The sequence below is a fragment of the Lelliottia sp. EB106-05-01-XG201 genome, from assembly GCF_058791735.1.
This window is the reverse complement of record NZ_JBYTDV010000001.1, coordinates 1,186,696-1,206,416: the sequence shown is the minus strand read 5'-3', so window position 1 is coordinate 1,206,416 and position 19,721 is coordinate 1,186,696. Positions and strand designations below refer to the sequence as shown.

Genomic DNA, 19,721 nt, shown 5'->3' with positions numbered 1-19,721 from the left:
AAAGGAACACGTTATGTTAAGGCGATATCTCGCTCCAGTCTTACTGGCCTCAACGATTCTGGCAGGCTGCCAGGCCCCGCCTCAGGGTAAATTCAACGCAGAACAGATCGCGGCGATGAAATCCTACGGTTTTAACGAAATGAACGGCGACTGGTCCCTCGGCCTGTCGGCCAAAATCCTGTTTGGTAAAAACGAATACCAGCTACGACCTGAGAGCGAGCAGCAGATCCAGACCATGGCGACCAGACTGGCCGCAACGGGCCTGGTCCACGCGCGCATGGACGGACATACGGACAACTACGGTGAAGAGAGTTACAACGAATCTCTCTCGCTGAAACGTGCTAACGTCGTGGCAGATGCCTGGGCGAAAGGGGCCAATATCCCGCGCAGCAACCTCACCACGCAGGGATTAGGTAAAAAGTACCCGGTCGCCAGTAACGCAACCTCACAAGGACGCGCTGAAAACCGCCGCGTTGCGGTAGTCATCAGCACGCCTTAGGCCATTATTTGGTGGATTCAGACAGGGACAGAATCGACTGCGCGCGCCAGCGCAGCCAGTCAATCAGCACGAAAAAGGCCAGACTGAACCCCATCACCGGCATCATCATTCCCAGCATCACGCTGATAAACAGTGTCACTCCTCGCCCGCTGGCGGGGAGTGCCAGCCAGCATTGGCACAGCGTGAGCACCGGATTCCCGGCAGCGTGCGCCGGACGACGCATCCACCACATCCGATATCCCCATGCGATCAACACGCAAAGCGCTGCGCCGAAGACGATCAGGACCAGCTGATTCACCAGGCCAAACAGGATCCCCATATGGAAATCCACGCCCCAACGCGTTAGTTTTGCCATCAGCGGGAAGTCCGCAAAACGCGTCTGATCGAGGATCTGCATCGAGTGCGGATCAACGGCCACGGCATCGACCTGCGTTGGCCAGCCCCTGTCGATCTCAGTGACGGTCCATGCCTTGTCTGAACTTTTCGCGGGGCGGATTTCGAGCTTGTTCGCATCAATCCCGGCATTTCTCGCCGCGTGCAGGACGTTATCAAACAGCGTCAGATCCATCGCCATTTCAGGCATCATCATCCCGTCGTGATGCCCGCGATGTTCGGCGTGAGGATCGGCTTCTGCCGCAGGACCGCGCAGCTGAGTGTTGACCTGCGGCGTCAGCCAGTTCATCTCCGTACGCAGCTTATCGACGTTTCCACCCGCCCACTGCGACCAGGTCAGCCCGGTGGCTGAAAACAGTAACATTCCGCCCAGCAGCCCCCAGCCGAGCGCGACGTGCACACGACGGCGGTTCTGGAATCGGTTATTAATACGCCGCTTCGGACGGGTATAAAACCACAGCGCTATCCCGCCGAGTGCAGCGATCCACATCCAGGAGGCGGCCAGCTCGCTGTACAAACGCCCGACATCGCCCAGCATCAGCGAGCTGTGTAGATAATCAATCTTCTGGCGCAGCGGCAAAATCCCGCTGGTGCCGTAGACTGTCATATCACCGCGGACTTCCAGACTCACGGGATCGATAAAAATCGCCCGGTTTTCCGACGGCCCAAGCATCGGGTCGGCAAACATCACCCGCGTGGTCTCCCCGGCTATCATCCCCGGGCGGACAGCCTGCAGGCGCAGGTCTTTCCCAATCGCTTTTTCTGCCGCCGCAATTTGTTCAGCCAGCGGTTGAGCTTCCCCGACGGTGTCGGTATGAAGCGCATGTTGATACAGCCGATTTTCGAGCTGCGGCGTCGCCACATAGAGCGTCCCCGTCAGCGCAGCGAAAAAAATGAACGGGCCGACAAACAACCCGATATAAAAATGGAGGCGTCGCAGCAGGTTTCCCCATGCTGCGCGTGGCGTAATAGCAGTCATACTTTTCCTTTGTGCAGGCAAAACGTTATCGATGCGCAAAAGCGCATTCTTTATGGTTTACAGGGAAAAAGCAGACAGCAGCGGCGGAGCGCGGGTATCAGGATACAACCAGGGGAAAAAATGCCAGTGACTGACCGCCTGTCGCGGTGGTTTCACGCGCTGGCGCAGCAATACCGCGCACAGCAGCACAATCAGCGCCAGCATCACGCCCGGCACATGGGCCAGAAGCACACAATAGCCACAGGCTTCGGCGTGATCGAGCGGCATTGAGTGCGACGTCTCGCCATGATGCTCTGCCATCGACACCTGGCTCATATCATGGTGCATCCCTGGCATCGCGCTCATGGGATCTTTTTGCAGCGAAATGGAAATGAGAGGTGCCACCACGATCAGCAGGATCGCAAACAGCGCGGTCCAGGCCGCTGCGCGTTTCAAGGCTGACTGATGCAGTGCGTTCTTCACTTACCCTCCGCTAGAGAGCGGGTATTGTAAATGATTTATGACGAGAGGGTTAACAAGCGGAGCGGATTTAGATAAAAAAGGGCCGACCTTGCGGCCAGCCCTTTTAACAGGATGTTGCTTAAGCGAGTCTTAGTTCAGACGCTCTTTAATACGAGCAGACTTACCAGTACGCTCACGCAGGTAGTACAGTTTAGCTTTACGTACAGCACCACGACGTTTGACAGTAATGCTGTCAACTACTGGAGAGTGAGTCTGGAAGACACGCTCAACACCTTCGCCGTTGGAAATTTTACGAACAGTGAATGCAGAGTGCAGACCGCGGTTACGAATAGCGATAACCACGCCCTCGAATGCCTGCAGACGTTTTTTGGAACCTTCAACAACCCATACTTTCACTTCCACGGAATCACCCGGACGGAATGAAGGTACGTCCTGCTTCATCTGCTCTTGTTCAATTTGCTTAATAATGTTGCTCATAATTTAATCTCTTATCCTGGGTAAACTGATATATCGGGAGCGTATTACGCTTGCCCATCATGTTTATGTTGCTGTTGTGCGTGCTCTTTTTTGAACTCCGCCAGCAACCTTACTTGCTCTTCAGTCAGAGCCAGGTTTTCCAGAAGTTCAGGTCTTCTAAGCCAGGTTCGGCCCAGCGACTGCTTCAAACGCCAGCGACGTATCTCGGCATGGTTCCCCGACAGCAATACCGCCGGTACTTCCATCCCTTCTAACACTTCAGGGCGGGTATAGTGTGGACAGTCCAGCAATCCATCAGCAAAAGAGTCTTCTGTTGCTGATGCTTCATGGCCCAGTACACCCGGAATAAACCGGGCAACGGAGTCAATCAGCGTCATTGCCGGTAACTCACCACCGCTGAGAACGTAATCGCCGATTGACCATTCTTCATCAATTTCGGTCTGAATTACGCGCTCATCTATCCCTTCATAGCGACCACATACCAGAATCAGTTTCTGATTCGTGGCCAGTTCGCTTACGCCCGCTTGATCAAGCTTGCGTCCCTGAGGTGACAGATAAATCACCTTCGCGCCTTCACCTGCCGCGGCTTTTGCTGTATGGATCGCATCCCGTAAGGGTTGCACCATCATCAACATCCCCGGTCCGCCGCCGTAAGGACGTTCGTCCACGGTACGGTGCCGGTCATGCGTGAAGTCACGAGGACTCCAGCTTTCGATGTTCAGCAGGCCTTTTTTTACTGCCCGGCCAGTTACCCCGTAATCAGTAATCGCGCGGAACATTTCAGGAAACAGGCTAATTATGCCAATCCACATAGCGCCGTCTTTTACCGTTTATCCGGAGAATTTAAAAACCAGGATCCCAATCTACTTCGATAGTTCGCGTAGTGAGATCGACTTTCTTGATAACCTGCCCATCGAGGAACGGAACCAGCCGCTCCTTGATGCCAAATGCATCTTTCAGGTTTGCCTTAATGACGAGAACGTCATTTGACCCGGTTTCCATCATGTCGATGACTTTGCCCAGGCCATAGCCTTCAGTGGTGACCACCTGGCAACCCATAAGGTCTTTCCAGTAGTAATCACCCTCTTCCAGCGAAGGCAGCTGCGATGAATCGACGACAATTTCGCAATTGGTCAGCAGATTCGCCGCGTCGCGATCGTCAACGCCTTTCAGCTTGATCACGATATCCTGATTGTGGTGACGCCAGCTTTCCAGCTCGACCGCTTCCCACTTACCACCTTTCTGGATAAACCAGGGCTGGTAGTTAAAAATGCTTTCAGCGTCTTCAGTGGAGGAAAACACTCTGAGCCAACCACGGATACCGTAGCAAGAACCCATTTTTCCCAATACGATCGGTTCAACAGGTGCTTTATTGCTCATCATGACCACCGTGACAGATTAAGCTGCTTTGTTTGCTGCTTTGATAAGCGTAGCAACGCGATCGGAAACAGTAGCGCCCTGGCCAACCCAGTGAGCGATACGATCCAGATCCAGACGGGTTTCTTCTTCAGAACCGCTAGCGATCGGGTTGAAGAAACCAACGCGCTCAATGAAGCGACCGTTGCGTGCATTACGGCTGTCAGTCACAACAACCTGGTAGAACGGACGCTTTTTTGCGCCGTGACGTGCTAAACGAATAGTTACCATAACATCCTCTTGTGTGAATAAAACACAGGGCCCCATCGAGGAACGGAGCCCAGTGTCATATTAAAAGCCCGAAAATTTTACTGATTTCTGGGGAAAATGCAATCAACAGTTACTCAGTCAGCTGTAAATGGCAGGCAAGCCAGGCCAATCAGCGGCCCGGGAAGCCTGGGGGCATCATGCCCTTCATGCCACGCATCATTTTCGCCATTCCGCCCTTCTTCATTTTCTTCATCATGCGCTGCATGTCGTCGAACTGTTTCAGAAGGCGGTTAACATCCTGCACCTGCATGCCGCAACCGGCGGCGATGCGGCGTTTGCGCGACCCTTTGATGATTTCAGGCTTCGCACGCTCTTTCAGCGTCATCGAGTTGATGATCGCCTCCATACGCACCAGCACTTTGTCATCCATCTGCGCTTTCACGTTATCAGGGATCTGGCCCATGCCCGGCAGTTTGCCCATCAGGCTTGCCATGCCGCCCATGTTTTTCATCTGGCGGAGCTGCTCGAGGAAGTCGGTCAGATCGAAACCGTCGCCTTTTTTAAGCTTGCTCGCCAGCTTCTCAGCCTGCGCGCGGTCAACCTTGCTTTCGATATCTTCGATCAGCGACAGCACGTCGCCCATGCCGAGAATACGGGAGGCGATACGGTCCGGGTGGAACGGCTCCAGCGCTTCGGTTTTCTCGCCGACACCGAGGAATTTAATCGGCTTACCGGTGATATGACGAATAGAGAGCGCCGCACCACCGCGGGCGTCACCGTCCACTTTAGTCAGCACGACGCCGGTTAACGGCAGCGCTTCGTTAAACGCTTTCGCGGTATTCGCCGCATCCTGGCCGGTCATCGCATCGACAACAAACAGGGTTTCAACCGGATTAATCGCGGCGTGAACCTGTTTGATCTCGTCCATCATCGCTTCGTCGACGTGCAGACGACCGGCGGTATCCACCAGCAGCACGTCGTAGAATTTCAGCTTCGCTTCTTTCAGCGCAGCATTGACGATATCCACTGGCTTCTGGGCAACGTCGGATGGGAAGAAGTCCACGCCGACCTGCTCTGCCAGGGTTTCAAGCTGTTTGATCGCCGCCGGGCGATAGACGTCGGCAGAGACCACCAGCACTTTTTTCTTGTGCTTTTCGCGCAGGAACTTACCCAGCTTACCGACGCTGGTGGTTTTACCCGCACCCTGCAGACCGGCCATCAGCACCACCGCAGGTGGCTGCGCGGCCAGGTTCAGGACCTGGTTCTCTTCGCCCATTGCCGCAACCAGTTCGTTGCGAACAATTTTGACGAACTCCTGACCCGGGGTCAGGCTCTTGTTCACTTCATGACCAACCGCTTTCTCTTTTACGCGGCTGATGAACTCGCGCACAACGGGCAGCGCCACGTCGGCTTCGAGCAACGCCATGCGCACTTCGCGCAGCGTTTCTTTCACATTGTCTTCGGTAAGGCGCCCACGGCCGCTGATGTTGCGCAGCGAGCGCGACAAACGATCGGTTAAATTATCAAACATTGTCTCTCGCCTGAGGTAGAAACGTTAGGTCGCGACAGCGACACGTACATAGAATTTTGCCGGAGTATAACATGAAGGCGTCTTTGTTGTTATGCAACGGTTGGAGCGCGCGTCACGTAACGTTATACTGCTTATCTTTCTTATTAAGACAACTGTCGACGCCTATATGCCTGTTTTCGCACTGATCGCCCTTGTTGCCTACTCTTGCAGCCTTGCGCTGATTATTCCTGGCCTGCTGCAAAAAAACAGCGGCTGGCGGCGCATGGCTATTTTGTCGGCAGTGATCGCCCTGGTCAGCCATGCGTTTGCGCTGGAATCGCGCATTATTCCGGGCGATGGCAGCGTACAAAACCTGAGCGTTCTTAACGTTGGCTCGCTGGTCAGTCTGATGATCTGTACGGTGATGACCATTGTCGCCTCCAAGAATCGCGGCTGGCTGTTACTGCCGATTGTCTACGCTTTCGCGCTGATCAACCTGGCGTTCGCCACTTTCGTCCCCAATGAATTCATCACCCACCTGGAAACCACACCGGGCATGATGGTGCACATCGGTCTGTCGCTCTTCTCCTACGCGACGCTGATCATTGCGGCGCTCTACGCAATGCAACTGGCGTGGATCGACTACCAGCTGAAAAACAAAAAACTGGTTTTCAACCAGGAAATGCCGCCGCTGATGGTCATTGAGCGTAAGATGTTCCACATCACGCAGATCGGTGTGGTGCTACTGACGCTGACGCTATGTACGGGTCTGTTTTATATGCAGAATCTGTTCAGCATTGAGAATATCGATAAAGCGGTGCTCTCCATCATTGCGTGGTTTGTCTATATTGTCCTGTTATGGGGCCATTATCATCAGGGCTGGCGCGGTCGTCGCGTCGTCTGGTTTAACGTAGCGGGCGCTGGCATCCTGACCCTGGCCTATTTTGGCAGTCGCGTCATACAGCAGTTCGTCGGCTAAGCAACAAAGGAGTTCCCCCTGGAACACATCTCCACCACCACGCTGATCGTTACGCTGATCGTCATGGTGGTTATCTCCGCCTATTTCTCAGGTTCGGAAACCGGCATGATGACCCTCAACCGCTACCGGTTACGTCATCGCGCTAAACAGGGCAACCGTGCCGCCCGACGCGTCGAAAAGCTGCTGCGTAAACCCGATCGTCTGATTAGCCTGGTGCTGATCGGCAACAACCTGGTCAATATTCTCGCCTCTGCGTTGGGTACCATCGTCGGGATGCGTCTTTACGGCAACGCGGGCGTCGCCATCGCCACCGGCGTGCTGACCTTCGTCGTGCTGGTGTTTGCCGAAGTCCTGCCAAAAACCATTGCCGCACTTTATCCCGAGAAAGTCGCCTATCCGAGCAGCTTCCTGCTGGGACCGCTGCTGATCCTGATGATGCCGCTGGTGTGGCTGCTGAACATGGTCACGCGCCTGCTGATGCGGATGGTCGGCATTAAAGCCGACGTGGTGATCAGCAGTGCCCTGAGCAAAGACGAACTGCGCACCATCGTGCACGAATCCCGCTCGCAGATTTCTCGCCGCAATCAAGACATGCTCCTGTCGGTGCTGGATCTCGAAAAAGTGAGCGTTGACGACATCATGGTGCCGCGCAATGAAATCGTCGGGATTGATATCAACGACGACTGGAAAGCCATCGTCCGCCAGCTGACCCACTCCCCGCATGGCCGCATCGTGCTTTATCGTGACTCACTCGACGACGCTATCAGCATGCTGCGCGTGCGCGAAGCTTATCGCCTGATGACCGAGAAAAAAGAGTTCACCAAAGAGGTGATGCTCCGCGCTGCCGATGAGCTTTACATCATTCCCGAAGGCACACCGCTGAGTACCCAACTGGTAAAATTCCAGCGCAATAAAAAGAAAGTCGGCCTGGTGGTCAACGAGTATGGCGATATTCAGGGGCTGGTAACGGTCGAAGATATTCTGGAAGAGATTGTCGGTGATTTTACGACGTCAATGTCGCCATCGCTTGCCGAAGAGGTCACGCCGCAAAACGACGGTTCGGTGCTGATCGACGGGAGCGCCAATGTGCGTGAGCTCAACAAAGCCTTCAACTGGCACCTGCCGGAAGACGACGCTCGCACGATTAACGGTATGATTCTGGAAGCACTGGAAGAGATCCCGGCGTCTGGCACCCGTGTGCGCATCAGCCAATACGATATTGATATCCTGGACGTGCAGGACAATATGATCAAACAGGTGAAAGTTATCCCGGTCAAACCGCTGCGGGATAGCGTGGCCGAACGGTAATGTTGTAGGCCGGGTAAGCGCAGGCGCCACCCGGCACTACAGAGGCAAATTACGCCTTCGCTTTCGCGACAGTCACCATCGCGGCACGGATCGTACGACCGTTCAGCGTGTAACCTTTCTGCATCACAGCCAGCACATTGCCTGCCGTCACCTCTTCAGATTCCACCATCGCAATCGCCTGGTGGACGTTAGGGTCCAGCGCCACGTTGGTATCGGCAACCACTTCCACACCGAACTTACGCACCACGTCGAGCATAGATTTCAGCGTCAGCTCGAGGCCTTCGACCATCGCCGCCATGTCCGGATTGGCTTTATCAGCCACTTCCAGCGCACGATCCAGGCTATCAATCACCGGCAGCAGCTCGTTGACGAATTTCTCCAGCGCGAACTTATGCGCCTTCTCCACGTCAAGCTCAGTACGGCGACGCAGGTTTTCCATTTCCGCTTTGATACGCAGCACGCTTTCGCGCTCGCGATTCTGGGCTTCAGTTAACTGAGCTTCCAGATTCGCAATTTTTTCATCGCGCGGATCCACCTGCTCAGCAGAAGCATCCGGCTCTACAGCCTCAACTTCTTCGTGCTGTTCCATGATAATTTCTTCCGGGGCTTGCCCCTCAGGCGTTTTCTGTTCTTTACTACTCATGAATTTCTCCGCGTTTTTCTGCATTCATCTCGCTAACTTCGCTTATTATGGGGATCAGTTTCCGGGATTCAAGGGAACAAAGCATATTGTCACCATCATTCGGCACAAGGACCTCCAGAAAATGAATAATCATTTCAAGTGTATTGGGATTGTCGGACATCCACGTCACCCTACCGCGCTGACGACACATGAAATGTTGTATCGCTGGCTGTGCGCGAAAGGTTATGAAGTGATGGTGGAGCAGCAAATTGCGCAGGAACTGCAGCTTAAAAATGTGAAGACCGGTACGCTGGCGGAGATCGGTCAGCAGGCGGATCTCGCCGTCGTGGTCGGCGGTGACGGTAACATGCTCGGAGCCGCCCGCACGCTGGCGCGCTATGACATCAAAGTCATCGGCATCAACCGTGGCAACCTGGGCTTCCTGACCGACCTCGACCCCGACAACGCTCACCAACAGCTGGCCGATGTCCTGGATGGTCACTACATCAGCGAAAAACGCTTTCTGCTCGAAGCGCAGGTTTGCCAGCAGGACTGCCAAAAACGGATCAGCACGGCCATAAATGAAGTGGTTCTGCACCCGGGCAAAGTCGCGCATATGATTGAGTTCGAAGTTTATATCGACGAAGTCTTTGCCTTCTCTCAGCGCTCAGACGGCCTGATTATCTCCACGCCGACCGGCTCTACCGCCTATTCCCTTTCTGCTGGTGGACCGATTCTGACACCTTCGCTGGATGCCATCACCCTGGTACCGATGTTCCCGCATACCCTTTCGGCTCGCCCGCTGGTCATTAACAGCAGCAGCACCATTCGTCTGCGTTTCTCGCACCGCCGAAACGACCTTGAAATCAGCTGCGACAGCCAGATTGCCCTGCCGATTCAGGAGGGAGAAGATGTCCTGATCCGGCGTTGCGATTACCACCTGAATCTGATTCACCCAAAAGACTACAGCTATTTCAACACATTAAGCTCGAAGCTTGGCTGGTCAAAAAAATTGTTCTAAATTCGCATCCAGCACTTTACTGTATATAAAACCAGTTTATACTGTATGAAAATACAGTTATGGTTTTTCATACAGGAAAACAATTATGCTGGCACAACTGACCATCAGCAACTTCGCCATTGTTCGTGAGCTTGAGATCGACTTTCAGAGTGGAATGACGGCCATTACCGGTGAAACCGGTGCAGGTAAATCTATTGCCATTGATGCGCTCGGGTTGTGTCTCGGCGGTCGCGCAGAAGGCGACATCGTGCGTACGGGCGCTAATCGCGCCGATCTCTGCGCGCGCTTTTCCTTAAAAGATACCCCTGCCGCGCTGCGCTGGCTCGAAGTGAATCAACTCGAGGATGGACGTGAGTGTTTACTTCGCCGCGTCATCAGCAGCGATGGGCGCTCCCGTGGTTTTATCAACGGCACAGCGGTGCCCCTCTCTCAGCTCCGCGAGCTGGGTCAGCTTCTGATTCAAATTCATGGCCAGCACGCGCATCAGCAGCTTATTAAACCTGAACAACAAAAAGCCCTGCTTGATGGCTATGCCGGTGAGTACGCGCTCACTCAGCTGATGGCCGAGCACTATCGCCAGTGGCACCAGAGCTGCCGCGAACTGGCACTGCATCAGCAGCAAAGCCAGGAACGGGCCGCGCGCGCTGAGCTGTTGAACTACCAGCTGAAAGAGCTCAATGAATTTAACCCACAGCCGGGCGAATTTGAGCAGATTGACGAAGAGTACAAACGGCTAGCGAATAGCGGTCATCTCATTTCGACCAGCCAACAGGCGCTGAATCTGCTGGCTGATGGCGAAGATATCAACCTGCAAAGCCAGCTCTATATCGTGCGCCAGCAGGTCACTGAACTGGTCAGTCTCGACAGCAAACTGTCCAGCGTACTCGATATGCTGGAAGAAGCGGCGATTCAGATTTCCGAAGCGGGAGAGGAATTACGTCACTATTGCGAACGCCTGGACCTCGATCCGAATCGTCTGTTTGAGCTGGAGCAACGTATCTCCCGTCAGATCTCACTCGCGCGTAAGCACTACGTCACGCCGGAAGAGTTGCCGAACTATCACCAGTCACTGCTGGATGAACAGCAGCAGCTGGACGATCAGGCCGACTCGCTGGAAACGCTCTCTCTGGCGGTGAATGTTCACCATCAGCAGGCGCTGGCTACGGCGAAGCAGCTTCACGAAGTGCGTCAGCACTATGCGCAGGAGCTGGGCCAGCACATCACCGACAGTATGCATGCGCTGTCGATGCCGCACGGCGTCTTTACCATTGACGTCAAATTTGAAGTCAATCATCTGACCGCCGAAGGCGCGGACCGCATTGAGTTTCGCGTGACCACCAACCCCGGCCAGCCGTTACAGGCAATTTCTAAAGTCGCTTCGGGTGGTGAACTGTCGCGTATCGCCCTGGCGATTCAGGTGATCACCGCACGTAAAATGGAAACTCCGGCGCTGATTTTCGATGAGGTGGACGTGGGGATTAGCGGCCCGACCGCTGCCGTCGTTGGCAAACTGTTACGTCAGTTGGGCGAGTCAACTCAGGTCATGTGCGTGACCCACCTGCCGCAGGTGGCGGGTTGTGGGCATCATCATTTCTATGTCTGCAAAGAAACCGATGGTGAAATGACGGAAACCCACATGCACCCGCTGGATAAAAAGGCGCGCCTGCAAGAGCTGGCGCGGCTGCTCGGCGGCAGCGAAGTGACGCGCAACACGCTGGCGAATGCGAAAGAACTGCTGGCCGCATAAACTTTTTCGGGATCTCAGGGTCATACAGAACAACAAAAACGCCGTCAGACCGGTTTCAAAGTGGGGCAAGGTCTATTATCATCGGCATATAACATATGAGCCGCGTATTGCTCGGGCCCGAAAAGGAATCAAATCACATGCGCTGTAAAACGCTGACCGCTGTCGCAGCGGTTCTTCTGATGTTGACCGCAGGTTGTTCCACTCTGGAGCGAGTGGTTTACCGTCCTGACATCAACCAGGGGAACTACCTCACACCTAACGATGTGTCTAAAGTTCGTGTCGGCATGACACAACAGCAGGTCGCTTATGCACTGGGAACCCCGATGATGTCCGATCCATTCGGCACCAACACCTGGTTCTATGTTTTCCGCCAGCAGCCTGGCCATGAAGGCGTGACTCAGCAGACGCTGACCCTGACCTTCAACAGCAGCGGTGTGTTGACCAACATCGACAACAAACCGGCGCTCACCAAAGAGTAAGGTTTCAGAAATGCAAAAAGGTGCTCACTGAGCACCTTTTTTGTTTCTTACGCTGTTTCGTACTACTTCGCAGCTTTCTCCGCGCGCTGGCGGCGCAGTTCTTTAGGATCGGCAATCAGCGGACGATAAATCTCAACGCGATCGCCATCGTTCAGTACATCCGTCAGTTTTACCGGACGGCTGTAGATCCCCACTTTATTCTTGCTCAGATCGATATCGCTGCGCAGCTCCAGCAAACCAGAGGCGCGAATCGCTTCTTCAACGGTGGCACCTTCTTCCAGCTTCACGCGCTGCAGATACTGCTTCTCCGGCAGAGCATACGCCACTTCCACCGTTATTTTAGGCGACACTGTAAACCTCTTTGGCGCGGACAGTGAACGCCTGGACCATGTTCGAGGCCAGCTCTTTAAAGATGCGGCCAAACGCCAGTTCGATCAGCTTATTAGTGAACTCAAAGTCCAGATGGAACTCGATGCGGCAGGCATCTGCGCTCAGTGGCGTAAACTTCCAGCCCCCCATCAGCTTTTTGAACGGGCCGTCCACCAGATGCATCAAAATGCTTTGATTATCGGTCAGCGTATTTCGGGTGGTAAACGTCTTACTGATCCCTGCTTTAGACACATCTACCGCAGCAGTCATCTGCGTCGGGCCAGCGTCCAGCACCCGGCTACCGGTACATCCCGGAATAAACTGCGGATAGGACTGAACGTCATTCACTAACTGGTACATTTGTTCCACACTGTAGGGGACAAGCGCAGTACGACTAATCTGAGGCATAGCATTTTCCATGGTCACACAACGGACAAATAATAACATTTATCCCCTGTTAAAAAAACGCTAAGGCTTATCTCGTGCTAAGATAGCGCGTTGGACCTCACAGGACACAATCGCAATGAGGTTACTTTTTGAACTCAGATTACCTATGGCTTCACGACACTTATGACGAAGAAAAAAGCACATAAACCTGGCTCGGCAACCATTGCGCTGAACAAGCGTGCCCGCCATGAGTATTTCATTGAAGAAGAATTCGAAGCTGGCCTTGCGTTGCAGGGCTGGGAAGTCAAATCCCTGCGTGCAGGGAAAGCCAACATCAGCGACAGCTATGTGATCATGATTGATGGCGAAGCCTTCCTGTTTGGTGCGAACTTTACACCGCTGGCCGTCGCCTCTTCGCACTATGTTTGCGACCCAACGCGCACGCGTAAACTGCTGCTGAACCAGCGCGAACTGGCTTCACTCTTTGGCCGTATTAACCGCGAAGGCTACACCGTCGTCGCCCTGTCTCTGTACTGGAAGAACGCCTGGTGCAAAGTGAAAATTGGCGTAGCAAAAGGTAAGAAACAGCACGACAAACGTGACGATGTGAAAGACCGTGAATGGCAGGTCGACAAAGCGCGTATCATGAAGCACGCAGGCCGATAATTTCTGCCTGAATTTTGTACTTTTCGCAGTGATTTAAGAACTTATCGTTCCACGCTGGCATCACCGATGCCAGTTCTGGTATACTGAGTTCAACACATTGGGGCTGATTCTGGATTCGACGGGATTTGCGAAACCCAAGGTGCATGCCGAGGGGCGGTTTGCCTCGTAAAAAGCCGCAAAAAAATAGTCGCAAACGACGAAAACTACGCTTTAGCAGCTTAATAACCTGCTAAGAGCCCTCTCTCCCTAGCTTCCGCTCTTAAGACGGGGATCAAAGAGAGGTCAAACCCAAAAGAGATCGCACGGATGTCCTGCCTGGGGCTGAAGTGTTAAAACTAATCAGGCTAGTCTGGTAGTGGCGTGTCAATCCGCAGGTGCCAGGCGAATGTAAAGACTGACTAAGCATGTAGTACCGAGGATGTAGGAATTTCGGACGGGGGTTCAAATCCCCCCAGCTCCACCAAAATTCTTGGTTGAAGGTCACCAGAGCCTGATACGAAGTCCTGAAAGCCCGCACGCGAAAGCCTGCGGGCTTTTTTGTGGCTAAAATCTGTCACGAGAGTTTAAAACCGAATCTCATCGCAACTCAGCCTGGCACTTCATAGAGCATTAACGGTTATGTCAAATAACACCGTCACCAATAATCAATTCACCACTACAGGCGTAATATTTCGATCGTTAATGCACTTTTCACTGTGCCCTGAGTTGGCGTTTGCCCGGATAATTTCACCAGGCCCAGCCCAACAATCGTATTATAAAGATTGGCGCGGAAATAATCGGTGTTCACATTCACCACATTACCTTCCTGATCGTAAACACCGACGCCGACACCCTGAGCGGCCCCTTCGGTTGTGTCGGTATTTGCCAGAACTTTCCCGGTTGCTTCATCGGCAGTCCCGACAAATTTATAGGCAATGCGGCTATCCAGCAGCAAATTGTGGCACCCCTGATCACCGGTTACGGACAGTGAAACCCCTTCATCTGGCGTCGTTTTTACGCCCTGCTCGCGCAGGTTTGTCACATCAGTGCTTAGATTAACCAGTGCCTTGGAGACATTCACCGTACACGACGCGCTGGTGTCAGGAGTTCCCGTGACATTACCGGCAATATCGATGGTGGCAGATGTATCTATATCTTCAGCATGTGCCGTCGCAATCAAAAACAGTGCTGAAATGGCTAAACCTAAAATTCGCTTGTTCATATACAGTCCTTATATATTTAATTTTTAATAATAGGCGAAATACACTAAATCTTGCTACACAATGTATTTCCCTATTAAATTCAAAGGCGTTTACACCGAATCCGAGAATATAATATTGCGGTGATTGTGTGTCTTACGGACGCGGGTATTTGATCCATTTCTGGATTAAATAAAGGGGAGGTTATTTTTGGCTAAAGAGTTATTGCGCCCGAACGGGCGCTTGCGTTAAAGATCTCTGAACGAGAACGGTCTCTTACAAATTTGCCATCTCATACTTCTTAATCTTCCTATACAGCGTCGCAATCCCAATCCCCAGCTCATCTGCAGCCTGCTTTTTATTGCTGTTACGACTCAGCGCGCCACGGATCATCTGCCTCTCCATCTCCTCCAACACTGTCACGCTCTCATCCTCGGAAGTCGTACTCGATCCAGGCAGTTGAGCTTCGGCCACTCTCCTGCTGCTCACCAGATTTGGCGGCAGTAATGAAATATCAATCACGCTGCCGGACGGCACGACGTTCACCAGGTACTCGATCAAATTGCTCAATTCACGAATGTTGCCGGGCCACTGGTACTCTTTCAGAAAGGCGATAACGTCGGGTGCGACGCCGGGATAGACCAGGTTCAGGCGACGGGTATGCAGATGCAGGAAATAGTGGATCAGCAGCTCGATATCCTCCTGCCGCTCACGCAGCGGCGGCAGATTAAGCGGAATAACGTTCAGGCGGTAGTAAAGATCCTCGCGAAACTTTCCGTTGCTAATGAGTTGCTCGAGATTCTGATTGGTGGCCGAAATAATGCGGATATCCACCGGCAGCGGATGGCTGGCCCCGACTGGCTGAATCTCCCGAGACTCAATGGTGCGCAGCAGTTTTGCCTGCAGCGACAGCTGCATATCGCCAATCTCATCGAGGAACAGCGTCCCATGATTTGCCGCCTGAATCAGTCCGGTTTTACCGTTCGCGAGCGCGCCAGTAAAGGCGCCCTTCACGTAGCCAAACAGTTCGCTCTCCAGCAGCTGTTCCGGGATAGCGGCGCAGTTGATGGCGATAAACGGCTGGTCCCGGCGGTCGCTAAGCTTATGAATCGCACGGGCGACCACCTCTTTACCGGTGCCACTCTCTCCGGCAATCATTACGCTGGAAGGGCTCGGCGCTACACGGCTCATGAGCGTTTTTAACTGCCGCATCGGCGGGCACTCTCCCACCATCGCCTCAATCTGCGGCCCCTCCTGAACATGATTCAAATCAGTAGAAGAGTGAGACTGATGAAACGCCATCAAAAACAGCCACTGATCCTGCACCGCATGCAGCTGGCCGATAATCAGCTCCTTCTTATCCTCAATGGAGATGACGTGCTGCATGTGGCCGTGTCTGAAGTTACCTTCAAAAGTCAGAGGGCTGAAATGGATGCTTTTTCCCATAATATTGTTGTGCGTGGCGCCCATGATCTTTAACGCCACCTGATTCGCACAGATGACTTTCTGATCGCGCCCCACCACCAGAACGCCCTGGTCCATATTTTCAATCATAGTGGTGAAGAGCTTCTGAATATTGTCGCTGCCCGCCTGATCTTGTAAAAGTCGTGCGACAAATATGGAAGAGATATGTCGAACGTAATCAGAAAACGCCTGAATATTGTCATTAATTCGCTCCTGCTGCTCGCAGGTCAGCGCCACCAGGCTAATGACTCCGACACATTGATCCTGGTATATTACCGGCGTTCCCAAAAACGCCTTCTCTTTACAATTCTCTTTATGAGAGCAATCGGTACACAGGGGATCGAAACGCGAATGCGTCACCACCTTCTCTTTTTTTGTTTCTATTATGTAACATAATAACCGGGAGTTTTTGCTGAGTTTTCTCCCCAGAAATTTACCATACGCCCCCGTTCCGGCGACCCGACACAAAGTATTATCAACAATCTCCACCTCAAGCTGCAGCACGCTTGAGAGCATCCTTGCAAACTGTTGAATCGTAGGCTGAATTTGCATAAGAATAGAGGGTGCATTAGAGGAAGTCATAATCAACCTTTTCATATTGTGCATCGGGCGACATATCCGAAAGCGTCATGCCACGTCTTTTCCACAATGATACTACGCTCTCTTTAGCAGGAATTGACATAGAGAGTTTTGTTTCCCGCTTCGTAGCCAAAAATATGCAGCCCTTATCACATTTTCATATCATTATGATATTTAGCACCGGCCTTTTATCAATTTCGCGAAGACACTCAGCCTAATTTCACTTGATCAACCCGGCCCCATTGCAATGCCATTAAACCTTCTCCTGACTCTCTCGCCTGGTATTACATTCATCTCAAACAAATTCGTGATTAGCTTCGCAAAATCATCACCCTTTCACGCCTGACAGTTCTGCAATTTAGATCTGGCGCACTAATTGCTTGTTGTGCATTAGCGCTGGCTGTCGCTATTTCGGTACCCCCGCACATCCGACCGCACAGCAATCATTAAGCTCGTTACTTACAATCAGGATTGAAAATGAAAACTGTCAACGAATTGATTAAGGATATCAATCAGCTTAATTCTCACCTCCATGAGAAGGATTTCCTGCTGACGTGGGAGCAATCTCCGGATGAGCTGAAACAGGTGCTGGATGTCGCCGCGGCGCTCAAAGGGCTGCGCGCCGAAAACATCGCCACCAAAGTGTTCAACAGCGGACTGGGGATTTCCGTTTTCCGCGATAACTCAACGCGCACCCGCTTCTCCTACGCCTCGGCGTTAAACCTGTTAGGCCTTGCTCAGCAGGATCTCGACGAAGGGAAATCGCAAATCGCCCACGGGGAAACGGTTCGCGAAACGGCCAACATGATCTCCTTCTGCGCGGACGCCATCGGGATCCGTGATGACATGTATCTCGGGGCGGGTAACGCCTATATGCGTGAAGTCGGCGAAGCCCTGGATGACGGCCACCAGCAGGGCGTTCTGCCGCAGCGTCCGGCGCTGATCAACCTGCAGTGTGATATCGACCACCCGACCCAATCGATGGCCGATCTGGCCTGGCTGCGCGAGCATTTCGGCTCGCTGGAAAACCTGAAAGGCAAAAAAATCGCCATGACCTGGGCCTACTCCCCAAGCTACGGCAAACCGCTGTCCGTGCCGCAGGGGATTATCGGTCTGATGACCCGCTTCGGTATGGACGTCACTCTCGCACATCCGGAAGGTTACGACCTGATCCCAGAAGTGCTCGAAGTGGCCGAAAGCAACGCCAAAGCCTCGGGTGGCAGCTTCCGTCAGGTGACGGATATGGCCGAAGCCTTCAAAGACGCAGACATTGTTTATCCGAAATCCTGGGCCCCTTACAAGGTCATGGAAAAACGCACCGAGCTGCTGCGTGCCAACGATCACGACGGTTTGAAAGCCCTGGAGAAAGCCTGCCTGGCGCAAAATGCTAAACACAAAGACTGGCACTGCACCGAAGAGATGATGGCGAAAACCCACGAGGGCGATGCCCTGTACATGCACTGTTTGCCTGCGGATATCACCGGCGTTTCATGTGCCGAAGGTGAAGTGGCCGAAGCGGTCTTCGAAAAATACCGTATCGCCACCTACAAAGAGGCGAGCTGGAAACCTTACATCATCGCCTCAATGATCCTGTGCCGCAAATACGCCAAACCTGGCCAGCTTCTGGCTGAGCTGCTCAGCGAAGGGCAGAAACGCATCAAATAATTCACCCGGCTGGCAGACCCGCCAGCCGTCTCTTTTACACCAGGGAGAAGGATCGCCTATGTCTACTTTCTCAATGAAGATGGATATTGCCGACAACCATTTTTTTACCGGGGAACACTCGTCGCTGTTCTCTCGCCAGCAGGCGCAGCAGGCCCGTCAGTTCCATCAAAAAATAGCCGGTTACAGGCCAACCCCCCTGTATGCCCTGAATGACCTGGCCGCCCTGTTCGGTGTGCACAAAATTCTGGTCAAAGACGAATCGCAGCGCTTCGGCCTCAACGCCTTCAAAATGCTAGGTGGTTCGTACGCCATCGCCCAACTGCTGTGTGAAAAATACCAGCTAGATATCAACGCCCTCTCCTTCAATACGTTGAAAAACAGTATCAAAGAGAAGATGACCTTCGCCACGACTACCGATGGCAACCACGGACGTGGCGTGGCCTGGGCGGCAAAACAGCTTGGGCAAAATGCGGTGATCTACATGCCGAAAGGCTCCGCGCAGGAGCGCGTTGATGCCATTCTTCGCCTCGGCGCGCAGTGCATCGTCACCGACATGAACTACGACGATACCGTCCGCTTCACACTACAGATGGCACAAAAAAACGGCTGGGAAGTGGTGCAGGACACCGCGTGGGAAGGCTACACCAAAATCCCGACCTGGATTATGCAGGGTTACGCGACGCTCGCCGACGAAGCGGCCGACCAGATGTCCTCCCTGGGGATTGCCCGCCCGACACACGTCTTCTTACAGGCCGGTGTTGGCGCGATGGCCGGCGGTGTGCTCGGTTATCTGACCAACGTTTACGGCGCACATGAGCTGACCTCAGTCATTGTTGAGCCGGACCAGGCCGACTGCATTTATCGCTCCGGCGTGAAAGGCGACATCGTCAATGTTGGCGGCGATATGGCCACCATTATGGCGGGCCTCGCCTGCGGTGAACCCAATCCGCTGGGCTGGGAGATCCTGCGCAACTGCGCCAGCCATTTCGTCTCCTGCCAGGACAGCGTCGCGGCGCTGGGGATGCGGGTGCTGGGCAATCCTCTCGGCAACGACCCCGCCATTATCTCCGGTGAATCCGGGGCCGTCGGCGTGGGGCTACTTGCCGTCATTCACTGCCATCCCGACCGCGATGCGCTAATGCAAAAACTCGGGCTGGACAGTCACTCCGTGGTGCTGGCGATCAGTACCGAAGGCGACACAGACGCGAAGCACTACCGGGAAGTGGTCTGGGAAGGCAAACATCCGGCAGCGCGGTAACGCATATTCATTTCATCCCGAAACACGGGAAAACAAGGACTGGAGAACAACTC

The 19,721-nt window shown here is 53.5% G+C and carries 21 protein-coding genes and 1 other RNA gene; 10 read left to right on the top strand and 12 right to left on the bottom strand.

Annotation, left to right across the window (positions count from 1 at the left end; all coding sequences use genetic code 11):
• Positions 1–13 precede the first annotated feature (13 nt).
• A complete protein-coding gene (locus tag AC3WS9_RS05630) occupies positions 14–499 on the top strand; it encodes an OmpA family protein (RefSeq protein ID WP_285144988.1) in 486 nt (161 codons plus the stop codon).
• A gap of 4 nt (positions 500–503) precedes the next feature.
• Here AC3WS9_RS05630 and AC3WS9_RS05625 read toward each other — a convergent pair whose 3' ends face one another.
• From AC3WS9_RS05625 to ffh, 7 genes are all read right to left on the bottom strand, one after another.
• Positions 504–1,871, bottom strand: coding sequence for a PepSY-associated TM helix domain-containing protein (locus tag AC3WS9_RS05625; RefSeq protein WP_492487213.1), 1,368 nt, complete (start codon positions 1,869–1,871; stop codon positions 504–506).
• Between the two features lie 57 nt (positions 1,872–1,928).
• Positions 1,929–2,333 carry a DUF2946 domain-containing protein gene (locus AC3WS9_RS05620; RefSeq protein ID WP_492487211.1) on the bottom strand — a complete coding sequence of 135 codons (405 nt, stop codon included), beginning with the start codon at positions 2,331–2,333 and terminating at the stop codon, positions 1,929–1,931.
• Between the two features lie 129 nt (positions 2,334–2,462).
• A complete protein-coding gene (rplS, locus tag AC3WS9_RS05615) occupies positions 2,463–2,810 on the bottom strand; it encodes a 50S ribosomal protein L19 (RefSeq protein ID WP_095282974.1) in 348 nt (115 codons plus the stop codon).
• A 44-nt stretch (positions 2,811–2,854) separates the two neighbouring features.
• The gene (gene trmD, locus AC3WS9_RS05610; protein ID WP_282494229.1) at positions 2,855–3,622 is read right to left on the bottom strand and encodes a tRNA (guanosine(37)-N1)-methyltransferase TrmD; all 768 of its coding nucleotides are present in this window, start codon (positions 3,620–3,622) and stop codon (positions 2,855–2,857) included.
• A 31-nt stretch (positions 3,623–3,653) separates the two neighbouring features.
• The gene (rimM, locus tag AC3WS9_RS05605; RefSeq protein WP_100779247.1) at positions 3,654–4,193 is read right to left on the bottom strand and encodes a ribosome maturation factor RimM; all 540 of its coding nucleotides are present in this window, start codon (positions 4,191–4,193) and stop codon (positions 3,654–3,656) included.
• 15 nt (positions 4,194–4,208) lie between these two features.
• Positions 4,209–4,457 carry a 30S ribosomal protein S16 gene (gene rpsP / locus AC3WS9_RS05600; protein WP_014171249.1) on the bottom strand — a complete coding sequence of 83 codons (249 nt, stop codon included), beginning with the start codon at positions 4,455–4,457 and terminating at the stop codon, positions 4,209–4,211.
• 148 nt (positions 4,458–4,605) lie between these two features.
• Positions 4,606–5,967, bottom strand: a complete 1,362-nt coding sequence (ffh, locus tag AC3WS9_RS05595) for a signal recognition particle protein (protein ID WP_154128876.1) — start codon at positions 5,965–5,967, stop codon at positions 4,606–4,608.
• Positions 5,968–6,133: 166 nt separating this feature from the next.
• Between ffh and AC3WS9_RS05590 the strand changes: the two genes are divergently transcribed.
• Both AC3WS9_RS05590 and AC3WS9_RS05585 read left to right on the top strand, forming a co-directional pair.
• A complete protein-coding gene (locus AC3WS9_RS05590) occupies positions 6,134–6,925 on the top strand; it encodes a cytochrome C assembly family protein (RefSeq protein ID WP_282494228.1) in 792 nt (263 codons plus the stop codon).
• An 18-nt stretch (positions 6,926–6,943) separates the two neighbouring features.
• Complete coding sequence (locus tag AC3WS9_RS05585; RefSeq protein WP_100779245.1) at positions 6,944–8,233, top strand: HlyC/CorC family transporter; 1,290 nt, start codon at positions 6,944–6,946, stop codon at positions 8,231–8,233.
• A gap of 49 nt (positions 8,234–8,282) precedes the next feature.
• On the opposite strand, the gene grpE is transcribed toward AC3WS9_RS05585, so the two are convergent.
• Positions 8,283–8,876: a nucleotide exchange factor GrpE gene (gene grpE / locus AC3WS9_RS05580; RefSeq protein ID WP_282494227.1), complete on the bottom strand. Its 594-nt coding sequence runs from the start codon at positions 8,874–8,876 to the stop codon at positions 8,283–8,285.
• A 121-nt stretch (positions 8,877–8,997) separates the two neighbouring features.
• On the opposite strand from grpE, the gene nadK reads away from it, so the two are divergent.
• The 3 genes from nadK to bamE all read left to right on the top strand — a co-directional run bounded on the left by nadK (position 8,998) and on the right by bamE (position 12,102).
• Positions 8,998–9,876 carry an NAD(+) kinase gene (gene nadK, locus AC3WS9_RS05575; protein WP_015960089.1) on the top strand — a complete coding sequence of 293 codons (879 nt, stop codon included), beginning with the start codon at positions 8,998–9,000 and terminating at the stop codon, positions 9,874–9,876.
• Positions 9,877–9,961: 85 nt separating this feature from the next.
• Complete coding sequence (recN, locus tag AC3WS9_RS05570) at positions 9,962–11,623, top strand: DNA repair protein RecN (RefSeq protein WP_492487206.1); 1,662 nt, start codon at positions 9,962–9,964, stop codon at positions 11,621–11,623.
• A gap of 137 nt (positions 11,624–11,760) precedes the next feature.
• Positions 11,761–12,102, top strand: a complete 342-nt coding sequence (bamE, locus tag AC3WS9_RS05565) for an outer membrane protein assembly factor BamE (protein ID WP_015960091.1) — start codon at positions 11,761–11,763, stop codon at positions 12,100–12,102.
• A gap of 62 nt (positions 12,103–12,164) precedes the next feature.
• Here the strand turns inward: bamE and AC3WS9_RS05560 are convergent, their stop codons facing one another.
• Positions 12,165–12,452 (bottom strand): RnfH family protein, encoded by a 288-nt coding sequence (locus AC3WS9_RS05560; protein ID WP_492487204.1) that lies wholly within the window; start codon positions 12,450–12,452, stop codon positions 12,165–12,167.
• Positions 12,442–12,879, bottom strand: a complete 438-nt coding sequence (locus AC3WS9_RS05555) for a type II toxin-antitoxin system RatA family toxin (RefSeq protein WP_282494224.1) — start codon at positions 12,877–12,879, stop codon at positions 12,442–12,444. The genes AC3WS9_RS05560 and AC3WS9_RS05555 overlap by 11 nt, the downstream gene beginning before the upstream one ends.
• 162 nt (positions 12,880–13,041) lie before the next feature.
• On the opposite strand from AC3WS9_RS05555, the gene smpB reads away from it, so the two are divergent.
• Positions 13,042–13,524, top strand: a complete 483-nt coding sequence (gene smpB / locus AC3WS9_RS05550) for an SsrA-binding protein SmpB (protein WP_282494223.1) — start codon at positions 13,042–13,044, stop codon at positions 13,522–13,524.
• Between the two features lie 99 nt (positions 13,525–13,623).
• Positions 13,624–13,987, top strand: a transfer-messenger RNA (tmRNA) gene (gene ssrA, locus AC3WS9_RS05545).
• A gap of 192 nt (positions 13,988–14,179) precedes the next feature.
• Here ssrA and AC3WS9_RS05540 read toward each other — a convergent pair.
• A complete protein-coding gene (locus tag AC3WS9_RS05540; RefSeq protein ID WP_492487202.1) occupies positions 14,180–14,725 on the bottom strand; it encodes a fimbrial protein in 546 nt (181 codons plus the stop codon).
• A 253-nt stretch (positions 14,726–14,978) separates the two neighbouring features.
• Positions 14,979–16,748: a sigma 54-interacting transcriptional regulator gene (locus tag AC3WS9_RS05535; protein WP_492487200.1), complete on the bottom strand. Its 1,770-nt coding sequence runs from the start codon at positions 16,746–16,748 to the stop codon at positions 14,979–14,981.
• Between the two features lie 474 nt (positions 16,749–17,222).
• Between AC3WS9_RS05535 and ygeW the strand changes: the two genes are divergently transcribed.
• A complete protein-coding gene (gene ygeW, locus AC3WS9_RS05530; protein ID WP_285144921.1) occupies positions 17,223–18,410 on the top strand; it encodes a knotted carbamoyltransferase YgeW in 1,188 nt (395 codons plus the stop codon).
• A 58-nt stretch (positions 18,411–18,468) separates the two neighbouring features.
• Positions 18,469–19,668, top strand: coding sequence for a diaminopropionate ammonia-lyase (dpaL, locus tag AC3WS9_RS05525; protein ID WP_492487197.1), 1,200 nt, complete (start codon positions 18,469–18,471; stop codon positions 19,666–19,668).
• The last annotated feature ends 53 nt before the right edge of the window (positions 19,669–19,721 follow it).

What these genes read in the sequence shown, in the direction of transcription:
- dpaL (WP_492487197.1), top strand. Translation starts at nt 18,469, where the DNA reads ATGTCTACTTTCTCAATGAAGATGGATATTGCCGACAACCATTTTTTT.
- ffh (WP_154128876.1), bottom strand. Translation starts at nt 5,967, where the DNA reads ATGTTTGATAATTTAACCGATCGTTTGTCGCGCTCGCTGCGCAACATC.
- rplS (WP_095282974.1), bottom strand. Translation starts at nt 2,810, where the DNA reads ATGAGCAACATTATTAAGCAAATTGAACAAGAGCAGATGAAGCAGGAC.
- AC3WS9_RS05590 (WP_282494228.1), top strand. Translation starts at nt 6,134, where the DNA reads ATGCCTGTTTTCGCACTGATCGCCCTTGTTGCCTACTCTTGCAGCCTT.
- trmD (WP_282494229.1), bottom strand. Translation starts at nt 3,622, where the DNA reads ATGTGGATTGGCATAATTAGCCTGTTTCCTGAAATGTTCCGCGCGATT.
- rpsP (WP_014171249.1), bottom strand. Translation starts at nt 4,457, where the DNA reads ATGGTAACTATTCGTTTAGCACGTCACGGCGCAAAAAAGCGTCCGTTC.
- AC3WS9_RS05540 (WP_492487202.1), bottom strand. Translation starts at nt 14,725, where the DNA reads ATGAACAAGCGAATTTTAGGTTTAGCCATTTCAGCACTGTTTTTGATT.
- bamE (WP_015960091.1), top strand. Translation starts at nt 11,761, where the DNA reads ATGCGCTGTAAAACGCTGACCGCTGTCGCAGCGGTTCTTCTGATGTTG.
- smpB (WP_282494223.1), top strand. Translation starts at nt 13,042, where the DNA reads ATGACGAAGAAAAAAGCACATAAACCTGGCTCGGCAACCATTGCGCTG.
- nadK (WP_015960089.1), top strand. Translation starts at nt 8,998, where the DNA reads ATGAATAATCATTTCAAGTGTATTGGGATTGTCGGACATCCACGTCAC.
- grpE (WP_282494227.1), bottom strand. Translation starts at nt 8,876, where the DNA reads ATGAGTAGTAAAGAACAGAAAACGCCTGAGGGGCAAGCCCCGGAAGAA.
- AC3WS9_RS05625 (WP_492487213.1), bottom strand. Translation starts at nt 1,871, where the DNA reads ATGACTGCTATTACGCCACGCGCAGCATGGGGAAACCTGCTGCGACGC.
- AC3WS9_RS05630 (WP_285144988.1), top strand. Translation starts at nt 14, where the DNA reads ATGTTAAGGCGATATCTCGCTCCAGTCTTACTGGCCTCAACGATTCTG.
- AC3WS9_RS05555 (WP_282494224.1), bottom strand. Translation starts at nt 12,879, where the DNA reads ATGCCTCAGATTAGTCGTACTGCGCTTGTCCCCTACAGTGTGGAACAA.
- recN (WP_492487206.1), top strand. Translation starts at nt 9,962, where the DNA reads ATGCTGGCACAACTGACCATCAGCAACTTCGCCATTGTTCGTGAGCTT.
- rimM (WP_100779247.1), bottom strand. Translation starts at nt 4,193, where the DNA reads ATGATGAGCAATAAAGCACCTGTTGAACCGATCGTATTGGGAAAAATG.
- ygeW (WP_285144921.1), top strand. Translation starts at nt 17,223, where the DNA reads ATGAAAACTGTCAACGAATTGATTAAGGATATCAATCAGCTTAATTCT.
- AC3WS9_RS05535 (WP_492487200.1), bottom strand. Translation starts at nt 16,748, where the DNA reads ATGACTTCCTCTAATGCACCCTCTATTCTTATGCAAATTCAGCCTACG.